The 24,221-nt window shown below is 64.4% G+C and carries 26 protein-coding genes; 14 read left to right on the forward strand and 12 right to left on the reverse strand.

Annotation, left to right across the window (positions count from 1 at the left end; all coding sequences use genetic code 11):
- Positions 1-38 precede the first annotated feature (38 nt).
- The 3 genes from AC07R1_RS13705 (at position 39) to fdhA (ending at position 3,055) form a co-directional block, all read left to right on the forward strand.
- Positions 39-671 carry a sarcosine oxidase subunit gamma gene (locus AC07R1_RS13705; RefSeq protein WP_011063900.1) on the forward strand — a complete coding sequence of 211 codons (633 nt, stop codon included), beginning with the start codon at positions 39-41 and terminating at the stop codon, positions 669-671.
- Between the two features lie 156 nt (positions 672-827).
- Positions 828-1,685, forward strand: a complete 858-nt coding sequence (gene purU, locus AC07R1_RS13710) for a formyltetrahydrofolate deformylase (RefSeq protein ID WP_011063899.1) — start codon at positions 828-830, stop codon at positions 1,683-1,685.
- Between the two features lie 170 nt (positions 1,686-1,855).
- Positions 1,856-3,055, forward strand: a complete 1,200-nt coding sequence (gene fdhA / locus AC07R1_RS13715) for a formaldehyde dehydrogenase, glutathione-independent (protein ID WP_011063898.1) — start codon at positions 1,856-1,858, stop codon at positions 3,053-3,055.
- A 197-nt stretch (positions 3,056-3,252) separates the two neighbouring features.
- Here the strand turns inward: fdhA and AC07R1_RS13720 are convergent, their stop codons facing one another.
- The 3 genes from AC07R1_RS13720 to AC07R1_RS13730 form a co-directional block, all read right to left on the reverse strand.
- Positions 3,253-3,837, reverse strand: coding sequence for a hypothetical protein (locus tag AC07R1_RS13720; protein ID WP_019094048.1), 585 nt, complete (start codon positions 3,835-3,837; stop codon positions 3,253-3,255).
- 157 nt (positions 3,838-3,994) lie between these two features.
- On the reverse strand, positions 3,995-4,669 hold the full coding sequence (locus tag AC07R1_RS13725; RefSeq protein ID WP_011063896.1) for an anti-sigma factor: 675 nt from the start codon (positions 4,667-4,669) through the stop codon (positions 3,995-3,997).
- Entirely contained in the window at positions 4,666-5,310 is a 645-nt protein-coding gene (locus AC07R1_RS13730; protein WP_011063895.1) for a sigma-70 family RNA polymerase sigma factor, read from the reverse strand. The genes AC07R1_RS13725 and AC07R1_RS13730 overlap by 4 nt, the downstream gene beginning before the upstream one ends.
- A 223-nt stretch (positions 5,311-5,533) precedes the next feature.
- On the opposite strand from AC07R1_RS13730, the gene AC07R1_RS13735 reads away from it, so the two are divergent.
- The 4 genes from AC07R1_RS13735 to AC07R1_RS13750 all read left to right on the forward strand — a co-directional run bounded on the left by AC07R1_RS13735 (position 5,534) and on the right by AC07R1_RS13750 (position 8,533).
- Complete coding sequence (locus AC07R1_RS13735) at positions 5,534-6,100, forward strand: DUF2780 domain-containing protein (RefSeq protein ID WP_011063894.1); 567 nt, start codon at positions 5,534-5,536, stop codon at positions 6,098-6,100.
- Between the two features lie 138 nt (positions 6,101-6,238).
- Positions 6,239-6,667 carry a DUF350 domain-containing protein gene (locus tag AC07R1_RS13740; protein ID WP_011063893.1) on the forward strand — a complete coding sequence of 143 codons (429 nt, stop codon included), beginning with the start codon at positions 6,239-6,241 and terminating at the stop codon, positions 6,665-6,667.
- 10 nt (positions 6,668-6,677) lie between these two features.
- A complete protein-coding gene (locus tag AC07R1_RS13745) occupies positions 6,678-7,379 on the forward strand; it encodes a DUF1190 domain-containing protein (RefSeq protein WP_072443638.1) in 702 nt (233 codons plus the stop codon).
- Positions 7,376-8,533, forward strand: coding sequence for a glutathionylspermidine synthase family protein (locus tag AC07R1_RS13750; protein ID WP_015637287.1), 1,158 nt, complete (start codon positions 7,376-7,378; stop codon positions 8,531-8,533). Before AC07R1_RS13745 ends, AC07R1_RS13750 begins: the two co-directional genes overlap by 4 nt.
- On the opposite strand, the gene yihG is transcribed toward AC07R1_RS13750, so the two are convergent.
- Positions 8,534-9,421, reverse strand: coding sequence for a 1-acylglycerol-3-phosphate O-acyltransferase, YihG family (gene yihG, locus AC07R1_RS13755; RefSeq protein WP_011063890.1), 888 nt, complete (start codon positions 9,419-9,421; stop codon positions 8,534-8,536).
- A gap of 237 nt (positions 9,422-9,658) precedes the next feature.
- Between yihG and rloA2 the strand changes: the two genes are divergently transcribed.
- The 5 genes from rloA2 (at position 9,659) to AC07R1_RS13780 (ending at position 13,948) form a co-directional block, all read left to right on the forward strand.
- Positions 9,659-10,159: a retropepsin-like aspartic peptidase RloA2 gene (gene rloA2, locus AC07R1_RS13760; protein ID WP_011063889.1), complete on the forward strand. Its 501-nt coding sequence runs from the start codon at positions 9,659-9,661 to the stop codon at positions 10,157-10,159.
- A gap of 59 nt (positions 10,160-10,218) precedes the next feature.
- Positions 10,219-10,899: a two-component system response regulator CreB gene (creB, locus tag AC07R1_RS13765; RefSeq protein WP_011063888.1), complete on the forward strand. Its 681-nt coding sequence runs from the start codon at positions 10,219-10,221 to the stop codon at positions 10,897-10,899.
- Positions 10,899-12,317: a two-component system sensor histidine kinase CreC gene (gene creC / locus AC07R1_RS13770; protein WP_019094051.1), complete on the forward strand. Its 1,419-nt coding sequence runs from the start codon at positions 10,899-10,901 to the stop codon at positions 12,315-12,317. The genes creB and creC overlap by 1 nt, the downstream gene beginning before the upstream one ends.
- 91 nt (positions 12,318-12,408) lie before the next feature.
- The gene (gene creD / locus AC07R1_RS13775; RefSeq protein WP_248765481.1) at positions 12,409-13,785 is read left to right on the forward strand and encodes a cell envelope integrity protein CreD; all 1,377 of its coding nucleotides are present in this window, start codon (positions 12,409-12,411) and stop codon (positions 13,783-13,785) included.
- Positions 13,778-13,948 (forward strand): hypothetical protein, encoded by a 171-nt coding sequence (locus AC07R1_RS13780; protein ID WP_155246651.1) that lies wholly within the window; start codon positions 13,778-13,780, stop codon positions 13,946-13,948. The genes creD and AC07R1_RS13780 overlap by 8 nt, the downstream gene beginning before the upstream one ends.
- Here the strand turns inward: AC07R1_RS13780 and AC07R1_RS13785 are convergent.
- Complete coding sequence (locus AC07R1_RS13785) at positions 13,945-14,574, reverse strand: glutathione S-transferase (protein ID WP_011063885.1); 630 nt, start codon at positions 14,572-14,574, stop codon at positions 13,945-13,947. The genes AC07R1_RS13780 and AC07R1_RS13785 overlap by 4 nt on opposite strands.
- A gap of 100 nt (positions 14,575-14,674) precedes the next feature.
- On the opposite strand from AC07R1_RS13785, the gene AC07R1_RS13790 reads away from it, so the two are divergent.
- The gene (locus tag AC07R1_RS13790) at positions 14,675-15,127 is read left to right on the forward strand and encodes a hypothetical protein (protein ID WP_011063884.1); all 453 of its coding nucleotides are present in this window, start codon (positions 14,675-14,677) and stop codon (positions 15,125-15,127) included.
- On the opposite strand, the gene AC07R1_RS13795 is transcribed toward AC07R1_RS13790, so the two are convergent.
- The 7 genes from AC07R1_RS13795 to AC07R1_RS13825 all read right to left on the reverse strand — a co-directional run bounded on the left by AC07R1_RS13795 (position 15,074) and on the right by AC07R1_RS13825 (position 23,454).
- Positions 15,074-15,262 carry a hypothetical protein gene (locus AC07R1_RS13795; RefSeq protein ID WP_011063883.1) on the reverse strand — a complete coding sequence of 63 codons (189 nt, stop codon included), beginning with the start codon at positions 15,260-15,262 and terminating at the stop codon, positions 15,074-15,076. The two genes, AC07R1_RS13790 and AC07R1_RS13795, sit on opposite strands and share 54 nt — an antisense overlap.
- Entirely contained in the window at positions 15,259-16,380 is a 1,122-nt protein-coding gene (locus AC07R1_RS13800) for a PepSY-associated TM helix domain-containing protein (protein ID WP_495110609.1), read from the reverse strand. Before AC07R1_RS13800 ends, AC07R1_RS13795 begins: the two co-directional genes overlap by 4 nt.
- A gap of 63 nt (positions 16,381-16,443) precedes the next feature.
- A complete protein-coding gene (locus AC07R1_RS13805; protein ID WP_495110610.1) occupies positions 16,444-18,873 on the reverse strand; it encodes a TonB-dependent siderophore receptor in 2,430 nt (809 codons plus the stop codon).
- A gap of 181 nt (positions 18,874-19,054) precedes the next feature.
- Positions 19,055-20,032, reverse strand: a complete 978-nt coding sequence (locus AC07R1_RS13810) for a FecR domain-containing protein (protein ID WP_495110611.1) — start codon at positions 20,030-20,032, stop codon at positions 19,055-19,057.
- Complete coding sequence (locus tag AC07R1_RS13815; protein WP_011063879.1) at positions 20,029-20,547, reverse strand: RNA polymerase sigma factor; 519 nt, start codon at positions 20,545-20,547, stop codon at positions 20,029-20,031. The genes AC07R1_RS13810 and AC07R1_RS13815 overlap by 4 nt, the downstream gene beginning before the upstream one ends.
- Before the next feature lie 268 nt (positions 20,548-20,815).
- Positions 20,816-21,523 carry a 3'-5' exonuclease gene (locus tag AC07R1_RS13820; protein WP_011063878.1) on the reverse strand — a complete coding sequence of 236 codons (708 nt, stop codon included), beginning with the start codon at positions 21,521-21,523 and terminating at the stop codon, positions 20,816-20,818.
- Positions 21,520-23,454 carry a putative nucleotidyltransferase substrate binding domain-containing protein gene (locus AC07R1_RS13825; protein ID WP_492575323.1) on the reverse strand — a complete coding sequence of 645 codons (1,935 nt, stop codon included), beginning with the start codon at positions 23,452-23,454 and terminating at the stop codon, positions 21,520-21,522. The genes AC07R1_RS13820 and AC07R1_RS13825 overlap by 4 nt, the downstream gene beginning before the upstream one ends.
- A 258-nt stretch (positions 23,455-23,712) precedes the next feature.
- Between AC07R1_RS13825 and AC07R1_RS13830 the strand changes: the two genes are divergently transcribed.
- The gene (locus AC07R1_RS13830; RefSeq protein ID WP_015637278.1) at positions 23,713-24,159 is read left to right on the forward strand and encodes a response regulator; all 447 of its coding nucleotides are present in this window, start codon (positions 23,713-23,715) and stop codon (positions 24,157-24,159) included.
- Positions 24,160-24,221: the final 62 nt, after the last annotated feature.

The following is a 24,221-nucleotide window of genomic DNA, read 5'->3' on the forward strand; positions in this document are numbered from 1 at the left end:
TACAGGGTGTTATCAACAGAATTCAGGACAGGTGCTCTATGACCGCAGTCAACGTTTACCAACAGCGCCCCACCACCGGGGCCAAGGCCGAGTCGTCGTTGCACCACGCCGATCTGCCGAGCCTGGTGGGCAAGGGCCGCAAGAACGCCGGGGTGACCCTGCGCGAGAAAAAACTCCTCGGCCACCTGACGATCCGTGGCGACGGCCACGATCCGGCCTTCGCCGCCGGCGTGCACAAGGCCCTGGGCATCGAACTGCCGGGCGCCCTGAGCGTAGTGGTCAAGGGCGAGACCAGCCTGCAATGGCTGGGCCCGGATGAGTGGCTGCTGATCGTGCCCAGCGGCGAAGAGTTCGCCGCCGAGCAGAACCTGCGGGCCGCCCTGGGCGACCTGCATATCCAGATCGTCAACGTCAGCGGCGGCCAGCAGATTCTCGAATTGTCCGGGCCCAACGTGCGCCAGGTGCTGATGAAGTCCACCAGCTACGACGTGCACCCCAACAACTTCCCGGTGGGCAAGGCCGTGGGCACGGTGTTCGCCAAGTCGCAACTGGTGATCCGCCGTACCGGCGAAGACACCTGGGAGCTGCTGGTGCGCCGCAGCTTTTCCGATTACTGGTGGATGTGGCTGCAGGATGCCGCGGCCGAATATGGCCTGAGCGTCCAGGCCTGAGCCTAGCTTGGCCTGGTAGGAGCGAGCTGGCTCGCGAACTCGCGAAGGATGGATTTTCCGGAAGACCACAGCGCCCTTGGATTTTTCGCGAGCAAGCTCGCTCCTACAGAGAACCGACCGCGCTGCGGTTGCCCTAACGAACAGGAGTTATCCCGCATGAGCCGCGCCCCCGACACATGGATCCTCACCGCCGACTGCCCCAGCGTGCTCGGCACGGTGGACGCGGTGACCCGCTTTCTGTTCGAGCAGGGCTGCTACGTCACCGAGCACCATTCCTTCGATGACCGGCTCTCGGGCCGTTTCTTCATTCGCGTGGAGTTCCGCCAGCCCGATGGCCTGAACGAGCAGGGTTTTCGCGAGGGCCTGGCACAGCGGGCCAAGGCCTTCGAGATGAACTTCGAACTGACCGCGCCGCACTACCGGCCGAAGGTGGTGATCATGGTCTCCAAGGCCGACCACTGCCTCAACGACCTGCTCTACCGCCAGCGCATCGGCCAGTTGCCCATGGACGTGGTGGCGGTGGTGTCCAACCACCCGGACCTCAAGCCCCTGGCCGACTGGCACCAGATTCCCTACCACCACTTCCCCCTCGATCCCAACGACAAGCCGTCCCAGGAGCGCCAGGTATGGCAGGTGATCGAGGACTCCGGCGCCGAACTGGTGATCCTTGCCCGCTACATGCAGGTGCTGTCGCCGGAGCTGTGCCGCAAGCTCGATGGCAAGGCCATCAACATCCACCACTCGCTGCTGCCGGGCTTCAAGGGCGCCAAGCCTTATCACCAGGCCTACAACAAGGGGGTGAAACTGGTGGGAGCCACGGCGCACTACATCAACAACGACCTGGACGAAGGCCCGATCATCGCCCAGGGCGTGGAGGTGGTGGACCACAGCTATTACCCCGAGGACCTGATCGCCAAGGGCCGGGATATCGAGGGCCTGACCCTGGCCCGGGCGGTGGGTTATCACATCGAGCGGCGGGTGTTCCTGAACGGCAACCGGACGGTGGTGCTCTGATGATTCCCAGGGCTGCTGCGCAGCCCTTCGCGAGCAAGCTCGCTCCTACAGGCGTTGCGCCTGTTCGCGCGAAAGCGATTTTGAAAACGAAACAGCATCTGTACCCGAGCAATCCACGTGTTTCCCCTTTGGGTTACGCGGTTCCATAACAACAACAGCGAGGTGAAAGCATGTCTGGTAATCGTGGTGTCGTGTATCTGGGCAGCGGCAAGGTCGAGGTACAGAAAATCGACTATCCAAAAATGCAGGACCCGCGCGGCAGGAAGATTGAGCACGGCGTCATCCTGCGCGTGGTCTCCACCAACATCTGCGGTTCGGACCAGCACATGGTCCGTGGTCGTACCACCGCCCAGGTCGGCCTGGTGCTGGGCCATGAAATCACCGGCGAGGTGATCGAGAAGGGCAGCGACGTCGAGAACCTGAAGATCGGCGACCTGGTCTCGGTGCCCTTCAACGTGGCGTGCGGGCGCTGCCGCTCCTGCAAGGAACAGCACACCGGGGTCTGCCTGACCGTCAACCCGGCTCGCGCCGGCGGTGCCTATGGCTACGTCGATATGGGCGACTGGACCGGCGGCCAGGCCGAATACGTGCTGGTGCCTTACGCCGACTTCAACCTGCTGAAACTGCCGAACCGCGACAAGGCCATGGAGAAGATCCGCGACCTGACCTGCCTTTCCGACATCCTGCCCACCGGTTATCACGGCGCCGTCACCGCCGGTGTCGGCCCTGGCAGCACCGTCTACGTGGCCGGTGCCGGTCCGGTGGGCCTGGCGGCCGCTGCTTCGGCGCGCCTGCTGGGGGCCGCGGTGGTGATCGTCGGTGACGTCAACCCGGTACGCCTGGCCCACGCCAAGGCCCAGGGTTTTGAAATTGCCGACCTGTCCAAGGACACCCCGCTGCACGAGCAGATCGCCGATTTGCTGGGCGAGCCGGAAGTGGACTGCGCCGTGGACGCCGTGGGCTTCGAAGCCCGGGGCCACGGCCATGCCGGTGCCCAGCACGAAGCCCCGGCCACCGTGCTCAACTCCCTGATGGGCGTAGTGCGGGTGGCGGGCAAGATCGGTATCCCCGGCCTGTACGTCACCGAAGACCCGGGCGCTGTGGACGCCGCGGCGAAGATGGGCAGCCTGAGCATCCGCTTCGGCCTGGGCTGGGCCAAGTCCCATAGCTTCCACACCGGCCAGACCCCGGTGATGAAGTACAACCGCCAACTGATGCAGGCCATCATGTGGGACCGCATCAACATTGCCGACGTGGTAGGGGTTGAAGTCATCAGCCTCGACGACGCCCCGCGCGGCTATGGCGAGTTCGATGCCGGCGTGCCGAAGAAATTCGTCATCGATCCGCACAAGCTGTTCAGTGCTGCCTGAGACTTGAGGCGATAGAAGAAAAAGGGCGACCCACGGGTCGCCCTTTTGCGTTGTGGCATAAGCCCGAGACCGCCGCGAGCACTTCGTACCCTGTGGCTAAAAACACCCCCCAGTAGCCGCTGTCGAGCTTGCGAGGCTGCGCAAAGGTCCGCAGGACCTTGCTTGGCGATCTTGCGTCGGGCGCTGCCGATACCGAGTCAGAAACCCTTGCCCGGGTAGTCGACCCAGTGTTCTCCACTGAGGATGTACTGCGCGGCGGCCTCGCTAAACACACCTGGCGCATCCCGCTGGAAACGCGATCGCCACTGGGGCAGCCACCAGTAGTTGAGCGCCGTGCCTCTTGGGAAAAGCACCATGCTCAGGACGGATTGGTCGATGAGCCCGCGCTGATACAACTGGTGAATGCGGTCCATGAAATCCAGGTAGTAGCCGATGGGCAGCGAGAGCATCAGCACGGCGGTATGGAATTTTTCCGTGGGCGCTCGTTGCGGGTTTTCCAGCAGGCCCAGGGCTTCGCAGTAATGGGCCTGGGGCTGGCGAGCCAGGGTCTGGGCCGCCGGGACTTCGAGAATGATCAGTGAGTGGATCTCCTCTTGCCAGTCGGCGCCGTGGGTCTCCTGGAAGTACTGGCTGATGACCTCGGTCAGGGGGCCGGTGGCATGGGCTGCGTCCGAGCAACGGTTGCCGTCGATGGGGCGGCCGATGATCCAGATGACGAGGGGGATGGCCAGGGCCAGGGCGATGCAGCTGTAGAGGGCCGTTCTGATTGGAGATCGTTTCACTGCAAGTGCCGGAAGGTGCGGGGGGCTTGTGCGGCAACCCGGGGCTGGCGCAGACCCTGCTGGTGAGTGGGCAGGGCAGTTTAGCGTTGGCGGCTTCGCTGGCAAGCCAGCTCCTACACAAGCCTTGCAGGAGCCGGCTTGCCGGCGAAGATTGCCGTCAGAGCGCCGCCAATTGCCCCTGGTACAGCACCGGCCCGGTGGGTTGCCCGGTAGGCGAGCCGCCGTGGGGTTCCAGGCTCACCGCCAGGGCGATCGGGGTACCCAGCAGGTCGCGCTGGGCCTGGGTCAGGTTGATCCGGCCCTTGCCGCCCACCGGTACCACGCCCAGGGAAATAGGCTTGCCATCGGCAGGAATCGCCCAGAGTTCCAGGCTGCGGTCCAGGCCGATGGCGGCCAGGGTCAGGGGTTCCACCTGCAGGTACTGGGCGTGGGCCTTGATCTGCAAGGCCGGTTGCTGGTCGGCGCTGAGCAGGGTGGCGCTGTAGCGTACCTGGTCGTCCTGCCGGATAAAGCCGATGTACAGGGTGGCCAGCACGGCGCAGGCGGCGATCGCCAGGCGCAGGCGCATCCACAGCGGGTTTTTCTGCGGCATGTGCAGGACCTGGGGCTGGATACGCGCCTGGATGCCTTGCCACACATGCTCCGGCACTTCCTGCTCGGGCAGGCCTGCGGTCAGGCTGGCGAGGCTCTCCTGCCACTGCGCCAGTTCCTCGCGCAGGGCCGGGTCGTCCAGCAGGAGCATGTCGAAGCGCCGGCGCGCGGCGCCCTGCATCAGGCCGATGGCGTAGTCGGCGGCGAGGGCGCGGCGCCGTTCGGGGGTTCGATAGTTCATGATTCAAGGCACCTGCGCAGGCGTTCCATGCCGCGGCGGATCCAGGACTTGACCGAGCCCAGGGGCGCGGCCAGTTGCTCGGCCAGTTCGGAGCAGGACAGGCCCTGGAAGTAGGCCACGGTGATGGATTGGCGCTGCATGCCCTCCAGGCTTTCCAGGCAGCGGTTCAGGGCCCGGGCCTGGCGGGCGCTGTCCAGTTGTTCGTGGGCCGAGGGGGCGTCGTCCATCAGTTGCTGCTGCTCCCCCTCGCCCAGGGGCCGCTCGCGGTGCTTGCGCAGTTGGTCGATGGCCTGGTTGCGGGTGATGTTGATCATCCAGGTCAGGGGGGCGGACAGGTGCGGCTGGTAGCGCACGGCGTTGTTCCAGATGCGCACGAAGCTTTCCTGCAGCACCTCCTCGGCCAGGTCGCGGCGGCCCATGAAGCGCAGGGCCACCCCATTCAGGTACGGGGCAACGCTGCGGTACAGGGTTTCGAAGGCGCGGCGATCGCCCAGTGAGCACTGGGCCAGCAAGTGCCGCAGTTGATCGGGGTCGAGAGCGGAAATGGCGGTTCTCCAGGCAGGTGGCAAATGAATGGACCACGGCTGGCATCGGTCGATCCAGCCAGAGGGTAGTCCAGGGTGGGCGGTTGTTCCATTCACGGGTTGCGACCTCCTGCTACGGCCGGTGCCGATGTGCCTGCGCCGGTCGTCGTTGCTGCATATACGCAGAGCGGCGAGCCGTGGATGCGTGATTCTCGACTAAAATCCACAGGGTGCGGGCGCCGCTGCGTCACTTTCGGAACATTCGCCCGAAGCTTCAGTCAAAAGGCTGTTTTCCAGCCATCCGAACACGGGTGGTTTCCTGCCCCATGAGGTTGTTTCGATGAATATTCCACGCGGTTTCGCCTTGGCTACCCTGATGACCCTGGCAGCCGGTTCGGCCCTGGCCGGCGGTTTCAGCCTGAACGACGCGGCCAATGCCATTTCCGGCATGCAGGGCGGCGACAAGGCTGCCGCCGCGGCCCCCACTTCCCAGACCGCCGGCCTGCTCGGAGCCCTGGGTTCGCAACTGAATGTCACTCCCCAGCAAGCCATCGGCGGTACGGGCGCCATGCTTGGCCTGGCGAAGAACCAGTTGAGCAGCACCGACTATTCCCAGTTGAGCAAAAGTGTCCCGGGCCTGGACAAGCTCTCGGGCAGCAACGCCCTGGGCAGCCTGGGTGCCCTGAGCGGCCTGCTGGGCCAGTCGTCCGGGCAGACCAAGGGCCTGGACAGCGCCCTGGGCGACGTCAAGGACACCAATGACCTGAACAACGCCTTCGGCGCCCTGGGCATGGACAGCGGCATGATCGGCCAGTTTGCGCCGGTGATCCTGCAGTACCTGGGCCAGCAGGGCGTTGGCGGCTCCCTGCTGCAAAGCCTGAGCGGCATCTGGGGCGTGGCCAAGTAGCGCGCTCCGGCCCCGGCGCCTGGCGCGCCGGGGCCCTCCCAGTTTCCTGCAATCCTGGTCTTTACCTTTCCCGGAGTTTTCGCCGAATCGGGCCTGTGCTATATCTCGCGCCCCGTTTTCCAAGGAAGCTTGAACGCGATGTTCATGGATGCACTGAAGATGTCTCTGCCCGCCGATGCGGTGCTCGGTTTCATGCTCTACATGCTGGGCGCGGCCCTGGTCTTTGCCCTCTATGCGTTCATCTATACGCGCCTGACCCCCTATAACGAATTCGCCCTGATCCGCGAGGGCAACAGCGCGGCTTCCATCGCCCTGTCCGGTGCCTTGCTGGGTTTTGCCATTCCGGTGGCCAGCGCTATTTCCCATTCAATCTCGATCATCGACTTCCTGCTCTGGGCCGGCATCGCCGCGGTGGTGCAGCTGCTGGCGTTCTTTGTGGTCAGCCTGATCCTCAAGGGCCTGTCCCAGCGCATTGCCAGCCAGGAGTACGCGGCGGCGATCCTGGTGGCATCGGTTTCTGTCGGTGTCGGCCTGCTGAACGCGGCCTGCATGACCCCTTCGGTCTGAGGGCGCGGCCATGAAACGCAGCAAGAGCGTGCGCCTGGTGTTGCTGGGCAGCGTGCCGTTTGCCCTGGCCGCCTGTGACGGCCAGCCCCAGGCGACCCGGGAAGTGCGCCAGACCCAGAATTTCAGCAGCGTCAGCGAATGCGAACGGGCACAGATTCCGTCTGCCATTTGCCAGGCCGCCCGCGATGACGCCCGCGAGCGTGGGGAGCGTGTGGCCCCGCGTTACCTGGACCTGCAACGTTGCGAGGAGGATTTCGTCACCGCCAACTGCATGGTCTCGCGCGATAACCGAGCCTATGTACCGATTTCCAGCGGTTTTGCCCTGACCTCCCAGCGCACGGTGCCGGACAAGCCCGAAGAAGAACAACAGACCAGCTCCAGTGGTGGTGGTGGTGGTGGTGGTGGTGGTGGTGGCTCCAGCTCGGGCTCGCGCTTCTGGCGCTGGATCGGCCTGGATTCGACCCCTGAACCGCGCTATTTCAGCGAGGCCCTGTACAAGCAGCGCGATGGTCGTGGCGGTACCCAGCTGAGCACCCTCAGCCAGCAGGTGGAGGCCGGCAAGACCTTCTCCGGCGCCAGTGGCGGGCGCTTCGGGATATCCAGCCCGGAACACTTCACCAGCGCCGGCAACCCGCTGGCCGGCGCCCATGAAGTGGTCAGCCGCAGCGGCTTCGGTTCCTCCAGCCGCAGCAGTTGGAGCTTCGGTTCTTGAAGCGCATCCCCAGCACCCCGCGTGCGGACTGGCAAGCCACGGCGGAGCAACTGGGTTTTGCCTTCCACACCTTCGACGGTGAGCCTTACTGGGACGAGTCGGCCTACTACCGCTTCAGCCTGCGGCAGATCGAGGACGACCTGGAAGACCCGACCCAGGAACTGCACGAGCTGTGCATGGCCCTGGTGGCCGAGGTGGTGGACAGCGAGGAACTGCTGGAGCGCCTGGCTATCCCTGCGGCCTTTCATGAGTTGATCCGCCAGTCATGGAAGCAGGGCGACCCCCACCTCTATGGGCGCATGGACCTGTGCTACGACGGCACCGGCCCGGCCAAGCTCCTGGAAACCAACTACGACACGCCGACCTCGCTGTACGAGGCGAGCTTCTTCCAGTACGTCTGGCTCGAACAGCAGATGCAGCGCGGGCAATTGCCGGCCGGCTGCGACCAGTTCAACAGCATCGAGGACAAGCTGCTCCAGGCCTTCGTCCAGGGCGGCTTCAAGTCGCCGATGCACTTTGCCTCGGTCAGGGATTCGCTCGAAGACCGCGGCACGGTCGAATACCTGCGCGACATTGCCCGTCAGGCTGGCCTGGGGACGCGGTTGCTCGACATCGAGGACATCGGTCTGAATGCCGGCGGGCGTTTCGTCGACCTGCTGGGCACCCCCATCGACAGCCTGTTCAAGCTCTACCCCTGGGAGCACCTGTTCAACGAAGCCTTTGGCCCGGCCATTGCCGGCAGCCGCACGCAGTTTGTCGAGCCCCCGTGGAAAGCCATTCTCTCCAACAAGGGCGCGCTGGCCCTGCTCTGGGAACGGCATGCGGGGCACCCGAACCTGCTGCCGGCGTTTATCGACGACGACCCCGCCGCCAGCCTGGGCCCGGGGTGGGTGCGCAAGCCGTTCTTTTCCCGAGAGGGCGCCAATGTGGAAATCTGCACCGAAGGCGGCGAGCATTTGATCGAGGCCGGGCCCTACGGCGGCGGGCCCTGCATCCGCCAGCAGTTCCACCCCTTGCCGGTGTTTGCCGGCAACCACACGGTGATCGGCAGTTGGGTGATCGGGGACCAGCCGGCGGGTATCGGCATTCGTGAGGACAACTCGCCGATCACCAAGGACAGCAGCCGCTTCCTGCCCCACGTGATCAGCGATTGATCAGCGGCTTTCGCCCAGCAACTCGCTGATGCGCTGGTCCTTGTCGGTCCACAGCCGGTTGACCCAGTCCTGCACCTGCTGGCGGAACGCCGGGTCGTTTTCGTAATCGCCCTGCCACAGCGCGGGGTCCAGTTCGCGGGTGCGGATGTCGATGATCACCTTGGGCACGCTGCCGCAGATCAGGTCCCAGAAACCGGGAATGCGTTCCTGGGGATAGACCACGGTGACATCCAGCATGGCGTCCAGCTGTTCGCCCATGGCCGCGAGGACAAAGGCCACGCCGCCAGCCTTGGGCTTGAGCAGGTGCTGGAAGGGCGAGCCCTGCTGCTGGCGCTTGGCCGGGGTGAAGCGGGTGCCCTCCAGGTAGTTGACCACGGTCACCGGCTGGCGCTTGAACAGCTCGCAGGCAGCCTTGGTAATTTCCAGGTCCTTGCCTTGCAGTTCCGGGTGCTTGGCCAGGAAGGCCTTGCTGTAGCGCTTCATGAAGGGGTAGTCCAGGGCCCACCAGGCCAGCCCCAGGAACGGCACCCAGATCAGTTCCTTCTTGAGGAAGAACTTGAAGAACGGCGTGCGCCGGTTGAGGGTCTGGATCAGGGCCGGGATGTCGACCCAGGATTGGTGGTTGCTCACCACCAGGTAGGAGGTGTCGACCCGCAGGCCCTCGCCGCCGCGTATGTCCCAGCGGGTGGGGATGCACAGGGCGAAGATCAGCTTGTCGATCTCGGCCCAGGTCTCGGCGATCCACATCACCGCGGCCGAGGCGTAGTCGCGCAGGCGCCCGGGCAGGACCAGCTTGAGCAGGGCGAACACCATCAACGGGCCGAACAGCACCAGGGTGTTGAGCAGCAGGAGCAGGGTGACGAAACAGCCGGTGAGCAGGCGGCGCATAAGGCACTCTTTGCAATCTTTTGGGCGCGCCATGATAAGCAGCTTCGGCGGGCAGGCCAAATTCTAGTGTGCTGACGAATGTTTCACCTGGGGGCGGGTAGGGTGGGTGGCAATTGGCTGGGGTGTCTATCGGGGCCCTTTCGCCGGCAAGCCGGCTCCTACGGGGCTCGGGTAGAACCAATTCGTTGGCGGCGGTCTAAAATCCCGCTGCCCACTTTCTTCAAGGAATCCACCGTCGTGAAATCTGTCCTTGCTCTTGTGTCTCTGTTGGCGCTGCCGGTGATGGCTGCCGAGCCGACCCTGTATGGCCGTTACGAATACATCCGCCTGCCGGAAATCGGCGAAACCCTGCAAGCCAAGATGGACACCGGGGCCCTGACCGCTTCGCTGTCGGCCAAGGATATCCAGACCTTCACCCGCGATGGCGAGGACTGGGTGCGCTTCCGCCTGGCCACCAAGGACGCTGGCAGCAAGGTCTACGAACACAAGGTGGCGCGCATCAGCAAGATCAAGAGCCGTTCCGACGAGGACGATGACCGGGAAGAGCCGCAGGCGGCCAAGCGCCCGGTGGTGGAACTGGAAATGTGCCTGGGCAACGTCAAGCGCACGGTGGAGGTCAACCTCACCGACCGCAGCAGCTTCAACTACCCGCTGCTGATTGGCGCCAAGGCCCTGCGCGAATTCGGTGCGGCGGTGAACCCGGCGCGGCGTTATACCGCCGATAAACCCGACTGCTGATTGACGACTTACCAGGCATCCGGCACCGTTCGCCCACTGAATTTGCGTGCTTGGATGCCATGCCCCATATCCTGATTGTCGAAGACGAAGCGGCGATTGCCGACACCCTGATCTTTGCCCTGCAAGGCGAAGGCTTCACTACCACCTGGCTGAGCCTGGGCCGTGCGGCCCTGGAGCATCAACAGGCGAGCCCGGCGGACCTGATCATCCTCGACATCGGCCTGCCGGATATCAGCGGCTTCGAAACCTGCAAGCAACTGCGGCGCTTCAGCGAGGTGCCGGTGATGTTCCTCAGTGCCCGGGACGGCGAGATCGACCGGGTGGTGGGCCTGGAAATCGGTGCCGACGATTATGTGGTCAAGCCCTTCAGCCCGCGGGAAGTGGCGGCGCGGGTCAAGGCGATCCTCAAGCGCATGGTCCCGCGGGTGGCTCCCGAGGCGGTCGCGGCGTTGTTCGTGATTGACCCTGAGCGGGTGCAGATCAGTTACCGTGGCCAGCCCCTGAGCCTGACCCGGCATGAGTTCCGCCTGCTGCAATGCCTGCTGGAACAGCCCGAGCGGGTGTTCAGCCGCGAGCAGTTGCTGGACGCCCTGGGGGTAATGGCGGATGTGGGCTATGAGCGCAACATCGACAGCCATATCAAAAGCCTGCGGGCCAAGCTGCGCCTGGTGGCGGCCCAGGCCGAGCCGATCCAGACCCATCGCGGCCTGGGCTACAGCTACAGCCCGAGCCACGCCTGATGACCTTGGGGCTGCGGATCTTCCTGGTCTATTTGCTGTTCATCAGCCTGACCGGCTATTTCGTGCTGAGCACGGTGATGAAGGAGATCCGCCCCGGGGTCCGCCAGTCCACCGAGGAAACCCTGGTGGACACCGCCAACCTGCTGGCGGAGATCCTGCGGGATGACTTCAAGGCCGGCACCCTCAGCGAGAACCGCTGGCCGCAGCTGTTGCGTGCCTATGGCGAGCGGCAACCGGCGGCGACCATCTGGGGCCTGCCGAAGAATCAGGTCAACCACCGCATCTACGTGACCGACGCCAAGGGCATCGTGGTCCTGGATTCCAGCGGCCTGGCGGTGGGCCAGGACTATTCGCGCTGGAACGACGTGTACCTGACCCTGCGCGGCCAGTACGGCGCGCGCTCGTCGCGCTCGCTGGCCGACGATCCCAATTCCTCGGTGATGCACGTGGGTGCGCCGATCCGCGACAACGGCCAGATCATCGGCGTGGTCACTGTGGCCAAGCCCAACAGTTCCCTGCAGCCCTATGTCGATCGCACCGAGCGGCGCCTGCTGTGGTACGGCGCCGGGCTGATCGCCATGGGCCTGCTGTTCGGTGCCTTGCTGTCCTGGTGGCTGAGCGCCGCGCTGCGGCGCATGACCGCCTATGCCCTGGCGGTCAGCGAAGGGCGCCGGGCCGAGTTGCCGCACTATCGCGGCGGTGAAATGGAACAGTTGGCCACGGCGGTGGAACACATGCGCACCCAGCTCGAAGGCAAGGCCTACGTCGAGCGCTACGTGCATACCCTGACCCACGAACTGAAAAGCCCCCTGGCGGCGATTCGCGGGGCGGCGGAGCTGCTGCAGGGCGAAATGCCCCTGGAACAGCGCCAGCGTTTCGTCGGCAATATCGACAGCGAAAGCGCGCGCATGCAGCAGTTGATCGAGCGCCTGCTGAACCTGGCGCAGGTGGAGCAGCGCCAGGGCCTGGAAGAGCGGGTGAATGTGCCCCTGGCGCCGTTGTGCAAGGAGCTGCTGAACAGCCAGCACGGGCGTATCGAAGGCAAGCAACTGCAGGTGGAACTTCGGGTGCCGGCGGACCTGGCCTGGTCCGGCGAGCCGTTCCTGCTGCGCCAGGCCCTGGGCAACCTGCTGACCAATGCCCTGGACTTCAGCCCCGTGGGCGGCCTGTTGCGTTGCAGCGCGCAACCTGTGGAGGAGGGCGTGGAGCTGGTGCTGTTCAACCAGGGCGAGCCGATTCCGGACTATGCCCTGCCGCGCCTGTGCGAGCGCTTCTATTCCCTGCCGCGCCCGGACAGCGGACGCAAGAGCACCGGCCTGGGGCTGAACTTCGTCGAGGAAGTGGTGCAGTTGCATGGCGGCCAGATGCGTATCGACAACGTTCCGGGCGGGGTGCAGGTGACCTTGCGCCTGCCCTGAGCGGGGATTCTCCACAGACTCTCCACATTGCTTCCATAAAACCCCCATAGCCGCGTTCCAGACTCTCCTCCATTCGAACCGGGAGAGCCTCATGAACCGCAACCTGACCTTCAAACTCGGGGCCATTGGCCTGTTGATCCTGCTGTTGCTGATACCGCTGCTGATGATCAGCGGCCTGATCAGCGAGCGCCAGAGCCTGCGCGACAGCGTGCTCGACGATATTGCCCGCAGCTCCAGCACCCAGCAGCAGATCCGCGGCCCGGTGATGGTGGTGGATTACCGCAAGACCGTGCGCACCTGGAAGACCGACGAAAAGACCAAGAAGCGCTATCAGGACATCGGCGAGGAGCAAGGGCGCATGTTCTTCCTGCCGGAACACTTCGAGCTGGACGGCAAGGCCCAGACCGAGCTGCGTGCCCGGGGCATCTACGAGGCTCGGCTGTTCCACGCCGACAACCACATCAGCGGCCATTTCGCCGTGCCCGAGCAATACGGGATCAAGGAAGATTTTGCCGACTACCAGTTCGACCAGCCCTTCCTGGCGGTGGGCATCAGCGATATCCGCGGCATCGAGAACGCCCTGCAACTGCAACTCAACGGCCAGACCCTAGACTTCGCCCCCGGCACCTTTGTCAGCTGGCTGGATGAAGGCGTGCATGTGCTGCTGCCGCCCCTGGACCTGAAAAAGAACACCCGCCTGGATTTCGCCTTCGACCTGCGCCTGCAGGGCACCGGCCAGTTGCAGGTGCTGCCGGTGGGCAAGACCAGCAAAGTCCTGCTGACGGCCAACTGGCCGCACCCGAGCTTTATCGGCAACTACCTGCCGGTGCAGCGTGAAGTGACCGAGCAGGGCTTTTCAGCCATCTGGCAGACCTCGTTCTTCTCCACCAACCTGGAACAGGCCATGGAGCGTTGCGCATTCGGCACGCAATGCCAGGACTTCAACGGCCGCAGCTTCGGCGTGAGTTTCATCGACCCGGTGGACCAGTACCTGAAGAGCGACCGGGCCATCAAATACGCCTTGCTGTTCATCGGCCTGACCTTCGCCGGCTTCTTTCTCTTCGAGGTACTCAAGAGCCTGTCGGTGCACCCGATCCAGTACGGGTTGGTGGGCGTGGCCCTGGCGTTCTTCTACCTGTTGCTGCTGTCGCTATCGGAGCACCTGGGCTTTGCGCTGGCCTATGGCGTGTCGGCGGCAGCCTGTGTGGGGCTGATCGGCTTCTATGTCAGCCATGTGCTGCACAGCTGGCGTAACGGCGCGCTGTTCGCGATCGCGCTGGCGGCCTTGTACGGCCTGCTCTATGGCCTGCTCAGCGCCGAGGATTACGCGCTGCTGATGGGCTCGCTGCTGCTGTTCGGGCTGTTGGGCGTGTTCATGGTGCTGACCCGCAAGCTGGACTGGTATGGCATTGGCCAGCGCAAGGCAGCGCAGCCTTTGCAGTTCGATCTGGAGGCCGTCCATGAGTAGGTCATTGGGTTTGCGTGAGGATCAGCGCCAGCGGGAGCATCTGGCGCAGCGCATCGGCCAGTTGTTTCCGCTCGATGCCTGGTGGCTGGTACGCCAGCAAGCCATGCCCCGTGCTGCAGGAGCCGGCTTGCCGACGAAGAGGCCCGATCGCCTGACCGATTAGACCGGCGGCCGGGTCGCCAGCATCGACGGGCGCTGGCTGATCTCGAAGTACCAGGCGGCCAGCTGGGGATGGTCCTGGCGCCATTCCAGGTCGGGGTGGCGGAAATCCAGGTAGCCCAGGGCGCAGGCAACGCTGATGGCGGCAATATCGAAGTGGCTGGCCAGTTCGGCAATCGCTTCGGCTTCCAGCACCGCCAGGGCTCGGCGGATCTTGTCGCGCTGGCCGTCGAGCCACTGTTCCCAGTGTTTTTCCGGGGCACGCAGGGCCAGCTCGTAGCGCACCAGTACCGAGGCGTCCATGATCCCGTCGGCCAGGGCCGCGAGCGTCAGGCGCCGCCAGCGGGCCGAGCCGTCCCGGGGGATCAGCGGGTTGCCGACGTGCTGCTGGTCCAGGTAGTCGAGGATTACCCGGCTGTCGTACAGCACCTGGCCGTTGTCCAGGCGCAGGGCGGGGATCTTGCCCAGGGGGTTGTCCTGGTTCAGCGCGGCGTCCGGAGCTACCGGGCTCAACTGGCTGGCTTGCAGGGCGACCCGGTTCAACTGCCCGGTTTCATGCAGCAGCACCATGACTTTGCGTACGTAAGGTGATGCCGGGTTGTGGAACAGCGTCATGCTTGGGGTGGACATGGATATTCCTCGCGGGTGGAAGTCTCGCAGCCCGGGGATCTTAGCGCAGCCTGTGGCATTGGCCACAGGGGCGATTGGCGGTACAGACGAGGAGTGATGAGTGCGCAGGTCCTATCTTCTACACGGGTTGTACAGCCTGGCCCTGACCCTGTTGGGCGCGCTGGCGGTGTATCTGGCCTTGCAATACGAGTTCCGCCGCAAGGGTGAAGGGGAGCCGGAGCTGGTCATGGCGTTCGCCTACATGGCCTGGTACTGGGCCCTGCCGGCACTGGCCCTGCCGGGCCTGGGCTGCGCACTGCTGGCCTGGCGCGGGCCCGACCCGGTGACCCAGCCCTGGCGCTGGAGCCTGGCGGCCAGCTATGTGCCGCTGCTGGGGCTGGCGTTGTTCAGCGTGCTGGTGGCCATCGAGGCGCTGCTGGAAAATCGCCTGTTCATCCCGGTGATGCTGATCGGCCTCGGGCTCTCGATGTACCTGTGGCGTGGTTTCCCGGCGCCAGGTTCAGGCCGCCGGCTTGCGCCGCAACAGGCCGCGCAGGGCGATCAGCGTCGGTAGGCCCAGGCCCAGCCAGCTCAGGCTGTCCCAGGCCCCGTCTCCCAGTAGCGCCGCGAACAACCCGGCGGCGCAGAGCAGGCCAATGCCCAGGGGCGCGGCGAAGACCTTCCAGAAGTTCGATTGCCGGGGTTTCATGGGCGCACCTGCGGCATCGACTTGCCGGCTCGCCGGCGGGCTAGCCACAGGTACAGGCCGCTGCCCAGGACAATGATGGTCAGCACGTCCATCGCCGCCCACAGCACCTTCATCGGCATGCCGCCGTAGTCGCCGAAATGCAGCGGCTGGGACATGCCCATGGCGTCCATGTACCAGGGCCGCCCGGCCACGGCGGTGACCTGCAGGCTACTGGCGTCGATCAGCACCGGGGTCAGCAGGTGCGAAGTCAGGTGGCTGCTGCCCTTGAGGAACACCGCGTAGTGATGCTCGCTGGAAAAGCGTGTGCCGGGGAAGGCGATGAAGTCCGGCTGCATGCCCGGGGCGGCTTCCCTGGCGATATCCAGCAGGCGGCTGGCCGGCGCCAGTGAGGTCAGTGGCGGCGCGTCGCGGTAGGGCGCGACCATGGCGCTGAGGCTGTCGTTGCGCCAGGCGGCGATGATCAGGTCGGCACAAGCGCTGATCACGCCGGTAACGCCCACCACCAGGGCCCAGGTCAGGGTTACCACGCCGATCAGGTTGTGCAGGTCGAGCCAGCGCAGGCGGCTGGACTTGTCCTGGCGCACCGTGGCGAACTTCAGGCGGCGCATGAACGGCAGGTAGAGCACCGTGCCGGAGATGATCGCCAGCACGAAGAGGATGCCCATGAAGGCCAGCAGCAGCTTGCCCGGCAGCCCGGCGAACATGTCCACATGCAGGCGCAGCATGACCATCATCAACCCGCCATTGGCCGAGGGCATGGCCACGGCCTCGCCGGTGCGGGCGTCGAGCATGAAGGTGTGGGAGGCGTTGGGCTCGGTGCCGGCGGTCCTGGCCATGATGGTCGTCACGCCATTGGGTTCGTCCTCGTCCCAGCCGAAGTACTGCATGACCTCACCCGGGCGATGAGCCTCGGCGGCCTTGACCAGTTGTTGAAGGTCCAGGTGCGGGGTGTCGGCAGGCATCTCCCGCAGTTCGGGGGAATCCCCCAGCAGGTGGTCGATCTCGTGGTGGAAGATCAGCGGCAGGCCGGTGAGCGCCAGCATCAGCAGGAACACCGTGCAGATCAGGCTGGTCCAGGTGTGGATAAAGGACCAGCGGCGGATTGTCTTGCTTTTCATTTCTTAGCCTTCAGACACACCAAGGCCGCCCTTGTCGGACGGCCTGGTTGTTAACTCAGCTGGTTACCATTGATAGGTGGCGCTGGCGACCACGCTACGCTGATCGCCGAAATAGCAGTAGGAACCATCGCAAGTGGAAAGGTAATCCTTGTCGAACAGGTTCGTGGCGTTGAGTTTCAGCGACGCTCCTTTGAGGCTGTTGTCCAGGCGGCCGAGGTCGTAATGCACGGCAGCATCGAACACCGTGTAGGCGTCGGCCTTGCCCAGCCAGGTGTTGGCTTGGTCGCCATAGGTATTGCCGGTGTAGCGGGCGCCCGCACCGATGCCGAAACCATCGAGTACGCCGGAATGCCAGGTGTAGTCAGTCCACAGGGAGGCTTGCTGGTTTGGCATCAGTTGCAAGCGGTTGCCTTTGTAGATGCCTTTTTGCACCTCAGACTTGGCCAGGGTATACGCGGCGATGACCTTGAGGTTTTCGGTTACGTCAGACACCGCCTCCAGTTCCAGGCCTTTGACCTTCACTTCGCCGGTCTGGTTGGTGATCGATTCGCCACCGGCGCCAATGCTGGTCACCAGGACATTTTTCTGTGTCAGGTCGTAGACCGCCGCGCTCAGCAGAGTGTTCGAACCTGGTGGCTGATATTTGACCCCCAGCTCCCATTGTTTGCCTTCCGTGGGTTTATACGATTCGGTCGGTGAAACGCTGGCGTTGCTCGCTGGCTGGAACGATTCGGCGTAGGAGATGTACGGCACAACACCCGAGTCGAACACATAGCTCAGCGCCGCATTGCCGCTGAAGTTCTTGCTGCGATCAGTGTTGGTCACGTCTTTCTTGTTGAGGTAGGTGGTGCCTTGGTGCACCCAGTCCTCACGGCCACCCAGGGTCAGGCGCCAGTTGTCCAGGGCCATCTGGTCCTGGACGTAGAGGCCGGTCTGAATGGTCTTCTGGTCGTAGTCGTAATAGGCGTCGGCGCGCGACGGACGAACAATCGACTGTCCATAGACCGGGTTGAAGATGTTGGTGGTTCCCCCGTTACCGTAGATCGACAGGTAGGAGGTATCGGTACGTTGGTGATCCAGGCCAAGCAGCACGGTGTGGCTGATGTCGCCAGTGGTGAAGTCCGCTTGGAAATTGTTGTCGACCGCGAACTGGCCGATGTCTTCGTCGACGTTGGTCGAGGTACGGCTGATGTTGCCCGCTGCATCAGCCGGGGAGTAGGCGTAAGAACCAACGGTCAACTGTTGGAAGGACAGCTCCGATTTGGTGTAGCGCAGGTTCTGACGGAACTGCCAGACATCGTTGAGGCGGTGCTCGAAGGCGTAGCCTAGCGCGTAGTAGGTCCGATCGTAGAACTCGTAGTCCGGGTCACCCAGGTTCTTGTGATGGGAAACGTCGCCCAGTGGCGACTTGATCTTGGTGCCCTGGATCGGCATGAACTGGCTGGTGGCACCCGTATCGTCACGGGTGAACTGCGTGAGCAGGGTCAGCTTGGTATCGGTATCGATGTTCCAGGTCAGGCTGGGAGCGATGTTGTAACGCTTGTTGTCGATGTGGTCGACCTGGGTGCCGGCGTCGCGAACGACACCGCTGAGCCCATAAAGGAACTGGCCTTCATCGTCGATCTTGCCGGTGCTGGCGAAGTTGATCTGGCGGTAGTTGTCACTGCCGTACTGAATCTGGACGGCGTGGCTGGTGTCTGCGCTTGGGCGCCGGCTGACCATATCCAGCAGGCCGCCCGGTGGGGTCTGCCCATACACCGAGGACGCCGGGCCGCGCAGCAGGGCAAGGCGGTCGAGGTTCCAGGTTTCCGCTTTCGGATTGGCATACACACCGCGGGGCAGGGGCAGGCCGTCGAGAAATTGTGTGGGTTCAAAGCCACGTACACGCATCCAGTCATAGCGGGTGTCGCTGCCATAGCTGGCAGAAACAATCCCGGGCATGTAGCGTACGGCATCGTCTAGATTCTGAACGTTGCGGTCTTCCATCTGTTGGCGGGTAGCGACGGAAATCGAGCGCGGAGCTTCAACCAGCGAGGTATCGGTCTTGGTGCCGGCGGCGGTACGTGTGGCGAGGTAACCGTCGACCGGGCCCCAGGCGCTCTCGCCAGCTTGCTGGCCGGTGATATTGGTTTGCGGCAAGGCCACCACGCCTTCCGGCGTGGCCACCAGGCTGTAGGTGCCGGCGCTGCTGTGCTCCAGTTGCAGGCCGGTGCCACGCAGGGCCTCACGCAGGGCGCCCGGTGCATCGAACTGGCCCTTGACCGGGGCCGAAGTCTTGCCCGCCGCCAGGGACGGATTCAGGCTCAGGGCCAGGCCGGCCTGGCTGGCGATCTGGTTCAGGGTGCTGGCCAGCGGTGCGGCCGGCAGGTTGTAGGCGCGCACGCTGGTGGACTGTTCGGCGGCCATCAGCGTCGGGCTGGCCAGGGGGACGCAGAGGGCGATGGCAACGGCCAAGAGACTGGGGCGCAACAGGGTGTCTAGCGGGCGGGACATACGGCGGCTCCTGAATGGAAATGTTTCGCAATTGCCTAGGTGCCGGACGAGATTGGAAAAGTGATAGGGGCGGATTGAAAATAATTTAGATTTAGACTGATTGAGGCTAATTCGCCGGCAAGCCAGCTCCTACGGGATCGGTGCAGGAGCCAGCTTGCCGGCGAAGGCTGCGACACCGACCTCAGTGCTTGGCGTCGGCCTTGGCCACCACCGTCACCCACCAGGGGGTATGCCGTTCGATCTTCACCGGCAGGGTCGGCAGCAGGGCATTGAGCGCCAGGTCGGTGTCCTGCAGCGGGAAGCTGCCGGTGATGCGCAGGTCGGCCACTTCCGGTGCGACGCCCAGGTGACCACGGCGATAACGGCCCAGTTCATCGATCAGGTCACCGAGCCGGGCGTTGTCCACCACCAGCATGCCCCGGGTCCAGGCGTCGGCCCCCAGGTTCAGGGCCTGCAGCGGGCCGAGGCCATCGCGGCGCATCAGCACTTGCTGGCCTTCCTTGAACACGTGCTCGTCCTGACCGGCTTGCGGCCGCGCCGCCACCGCCGATTGCAGCACCCCGAGGCGGGTGCCCTGGTCCTCGCGCTTGACCAGGAACCGCGTGCCCAGGGCGCGCATACGGCCGTCGCGGGTTTCGACGATGAACGGCCGGCTGTCGTTGTGCCCGGTCTCGATCAGGATCTCGCCTTCCTGAAGCACGATCCGCCGCTGCTTCTCGTCGAAGCGCACATCCAGCGCACTGTGGGTATTGAGGTTGATCACCGTGCCGTCGGCCAGGCGCAGGGTGCGCTGCTCGCCGGTGGCGGTGCGCTGGTCTGCCAGCCAGTAGTCCATCGGCAGGTAGCGTTCCCCGGCAAACAGCGCCAGGCCGCCGAACAGCACGACGCTGGCGACCCCGCGACCCAGCTTGCGTACCCGCCGGCGCAAGCCTTCGCGCGATTGCAGCAAGGCGTTGCGGGCCGGGCCGGTGGCCACGCCAAAGCGCTGGTCGAGCATGCCCAGTTGGCGCCAGGCGCGGGCGTGTTCTTCATGGGCAGCGTGCCACTTGGCAAACTCTTCGCGCTCCACGGCACTGGCGCCGCCATCCAGCGACAGCTGCCAGGCGATGGCGGCATCCAGCACCTGGGCCGACACCGGCTTGGAACTCATGGGGGTCATAGCGGCTCCCCGTACAGGGCGATGTAGCACTGGCGGATGCCCTGGGCCAGGTATTGGCGCACTCTTGGCACCGAGACCCCCAGGCGTTCGGCGATCTCGGCGTGGCTCAGGCCGTCGAGGCGGTTATAGAGGAAGGCCATGCGCGCCTTGCTGGAGAGCTTGCCCAGCAGGCGGTCGATGGCCTTGAGGTCTTCGAGGATCATCTGCTGTTCTTCGGGCGATGGTTGTTCGCCTTCGGGGATCAGCATCAGTTCGCTGAGGTAAGCCTGTTCCAGCGCGGCGCGCCGGAAATAGTCGAACAGCAGGCCCTTGGCGATGGCCACCAGAAACGCCCGCGGCTCCCGGGGCGCCTTGAGTTCGTCGCGGCCCAGCAGGCGCACGAAGGTGTCCTGGCTCAGGTCCTCGGCCCGCTGGCTGCAGGCAACGTTGCGCCGTAGCCAGGCCAACAGCCAACCACGATGGTCGCGATACAACGCACCAACCAGCTCATTGTGAGGGCTTTGGACTGACGACAACGGAACTCACCAATCGAGAAGTTTAAACTAACGAGAATTATTCGCGATTGTGGCAGAGGCGAAACAGTGGCGCAATTGACGCTGGTCGGCTGCCTTGTGGCTGAAGAGGGCGGGTGCCCAAGACAAGGAACCAGTTGTGTCGAGGGAACTGGCTCCCGTTGGCGTGCGCAGCACGCCCAAGGCGTTGTATCTGTTAGATCCAGGACTCAGGTTCTACGGCCGCGGCGCGGCCGAGCGGGAGCAAGCTCCTTCGCCACAGTGCGGTGGCTCAGAACGAAGGTGCCTGCTGCCGGCGTTTCCACTGGCCCAGGCGCTGTTGCAGGTTCAGCGGGCTGTGGATCTGCTGCTGGCGGGCGCGGTTGAACAGGATCAGCGCCAGCTCCGCGGTGGCCAGGGCATCGGCTGCCGCGTTATGCCGCTCCACCACTTGCAGGTTGAACCAGCGCACCCAGTCGTCCAGCCCGGCTTCGCGGATCTGGGCCTGGGGGCACAGCAACGGCGCCATGTCCGCTACATCGAGGAAGCTGTGTTGCAGGCGGTAGCCCAGGCTGTCCTTCAGCGCCCGGCCGAGCATGTGCTGGTCGAACGGGGCATGAAAGGCCAGCAGCGGGCTGTCGCCGACGAACTCCATGAAATCCAGCAGGGCCTCCACCGGATCACAGCCGGCGGCGATGGCGCTGGGCCCCAGGCCGTGGATCAGTACGCTGGGGCTGAGCTTGTGGCCCTGGCGTTGCAGGGTGCGCTCGAACTGCTGGCTGAAGTCGATGGCACCGTCTTCGATCACCACCGCGCCAATGGACAGCACCTGGTCGCGGTTGAGGTTGAGGCCGGTGGTTTCCACGTCCACCACTACCCAGCGCTGCTCTCGCAGGCTGCTTTCATTCAGCTCGGTGAAGGCCGGTAGCCGATCGCGACGCTGTTGCTGCTCGGCACTCAGCAGGCTGACTGCGGGGCGGAACCAGGCAAACAGGCTCATAGCTGGTACCGCAAGGCCAGGCTGCTTTGCAGGCGCTGGGCCTGGCGCAGGGATTCACGCAGGATGCGCCGGTCCAGGTGGTTCAGGCTGTCCGGGTCGACCCGGTTGGAATAGGGCTGGTTCTCCCGGGTCTGGCGCTGGTGCTGCTGCATGCGGGTCTGCTGGATGAAGTGATAGGCCTCTTCATAGGCGGCGCCGTCCAGGGGCTCGATCACTTGTTTGGACACCAGCTGGCGCAGGCGCTCCAGGGTATTGATCGCGCCGATGCCGTTGGCCAGGGCCAGCAACCGGGCACCGTCGACGAAGGGGGTGAGGCCCTGGACCTTGAGGTCCAGGGTGGCCTTTTCGCCATTTTTCCTGGCCAGCACGAACTCGCGAAAACGCCCCACGGGCGGGCGCTGGCGCAGGGCGTTTTCCGCCATCATGCGTTGGAACAGACGGTTGTCCGCCACCTGGTCGAGGATGCCCCGACGCAGTTGTTCGGCGCTCTGTTCATCGCCCCAGACCACCCGCAGGTCGAAATAGATGCTCGAACCCAGCAGGTTTTCCGGGGTGGCCTCGCGGATGAAGGCCGCGAAGCGCCGGGCCCATTCAGCACGGGACAGGCACAGCTCGGGGTTGCCGGCCATGATGTTGCCCTTGCACAGGGTGAAGCCGCACAGGGCCAGGCTCTGGTTGATCTGTTGGGCAATGGGCAGCAGCTTGCCGCGAATTTCTGCCGCGTGGGCCGCGTCCCGGGCCTCGAACAGGATGCCGTTATCCTGGTCGGTGTGCAGGGTCTGTTCGCGCCGGCCTTCACTGCCAAAGCACAGCCAGCTGAAAGGCACGCCCGGGTCGCCCTTGTCCGCCAGGGTCAACTCGATCACCCGGCACACGGTGTGATCGTTGAGCAGGGTGATGATATGGGTGATTTGGGTCGACGACGCACCGTGGGCCAGCATGCGCTCCACCAACTGGCCGATCTCGCCCCGCAGCGCCACCAGGTGTTCGACCCGGGGCGCGTTGCGGATGGTCCGCGCCAGGTGCACCAGGTCGACCCGCTGCAGGGAAAACAGATCGCGCTCGGAAACCACCCCGCACAGGCGCTGTTCTTTCACCAGGCAGACGTGGGCGATATGCCGCTCGGTCATGGCGATGGCGGCGTCGAAGGCGCTGTGGTCCGGGCTGAGGAAGAACGGCGCCTGGGTCATGTGCTGTTCGATGGGCTGGTTGAGGTCCTGGGTGCCGTCGGCCACCACCTGGCGCAGGTCGCGCAGGGTGAAGATCCCCAGCGGGGCCTTGCGTTCGTCCACCACGACGATGCTGCCGACCTGCTGCTCATGCATCAGCGCCACGGCTTTGCGCAGCGGCGTCTGCGGTGAACAGGCCACCGGATGACGCATGGCCAGCTCGCCCAGGCGGGTGTTCAGCGAATACTGGGTGCCGAGGGTTTCCACGGCTTTCTGTTTGACTTGCTGGTTGACCTGGTCCAGCAGGCTGCTGACTCCACGCAGGGCGAAGTCGCGAAACTCCGCGGACAGGGCGAACAGCTTGATGAAAGCGCCCTTGTTCAGTTGCAGGCAGAACGTATCTTCGGCGGCGCGATGCTCGGTGCGGGTCGCGCGCTCGCCCAGCAGCGCGGCCAGGGGGAAACACTCGCCGGAAGTGATTTCGAAGGTGGTCTCGGTGCTGCCCTTGGCGGCGTGTGTGCGTTCGCCCACCACGCGGCCCTGCTTGACGATATAGAAGTGCTCGACCGGGCCGTCGGCCGGCTTGATGATGCTGTCGCCGGGGCCGTAGAAGCGCAGTTGGCATTGTTCTACCAGGTAGGCCAGATGCAGCTGCTCCATCTGGTTGAACGGCGGGAACCGTTGCAGGAACTGCACGGTCCCCTGGATGTTCTGCAACACCGCGGTCTTCCCGGCCTGGGTGAAGGCGTCCGCTTTACTCATAACGATTACCGCAGTCTTTTTGGATTTGTTGTGGTCGGATCACGGCATGGTCGGCTGCAACGTCTGGGGTGCCCATTGGACGTAAGTCTAGGTAGCGCCCTAGGGGCCGGACATTTGGCTTTGAAGCGTCGGCAATCAATGCGAAAAAGCTCTGATCAAGACTCTTGGCAATTTTTCCGACGAAGTGCACATTGGAGGCCTGCTTAGCGATGTCTGACCACTGTGCTAGGGGATTGATCTGTTCATGTAGAGAAATGTATGCCCGACCACGATATTTTGAGTGACGCCGAGCGCGAGGCCCTGAGTGCGGTCATGCTGGAACCGGATCTGCCGCCCCAGCGGGTGCTGATCGCCGATGACGACAAGGATGCACGGGAGCTGCTTGCGGAGATTCTTGGCCTGGATGGCATCCGTTGCATCACGGCGGCCAGTGGCAAGGCCGCACTTGAGTTGCTTGAATCGAATAAATCCATCGGCCTGTTGATCACCGATCTGCGCATGGCGCCCTGCAATGGCCTGGACCTGATCCGCCAGGTGCGTGAATCGGAGCGGGCGGCGCTGCCGATCATCATCATTTCCGGCGACGCCGATGTCCGCGATGCCATCGCCGCCATGCACCTGAGCGTGGTGGACTTCCTGCTCAAACCGATCGACACCACCAAGCTGCTGGCTCTGGTCAAGCACGAGCTGGGCGTGGTGCTCTAGCCGATCCCTTGCCACACAGGCGAAAAAAAGCCCCGGCCTTGCGACCGGGGCTTTTTTAATTA

The organism is Pseudomonas sp. GW821-FHT07F01 (genome assembly GCF_059418825.1).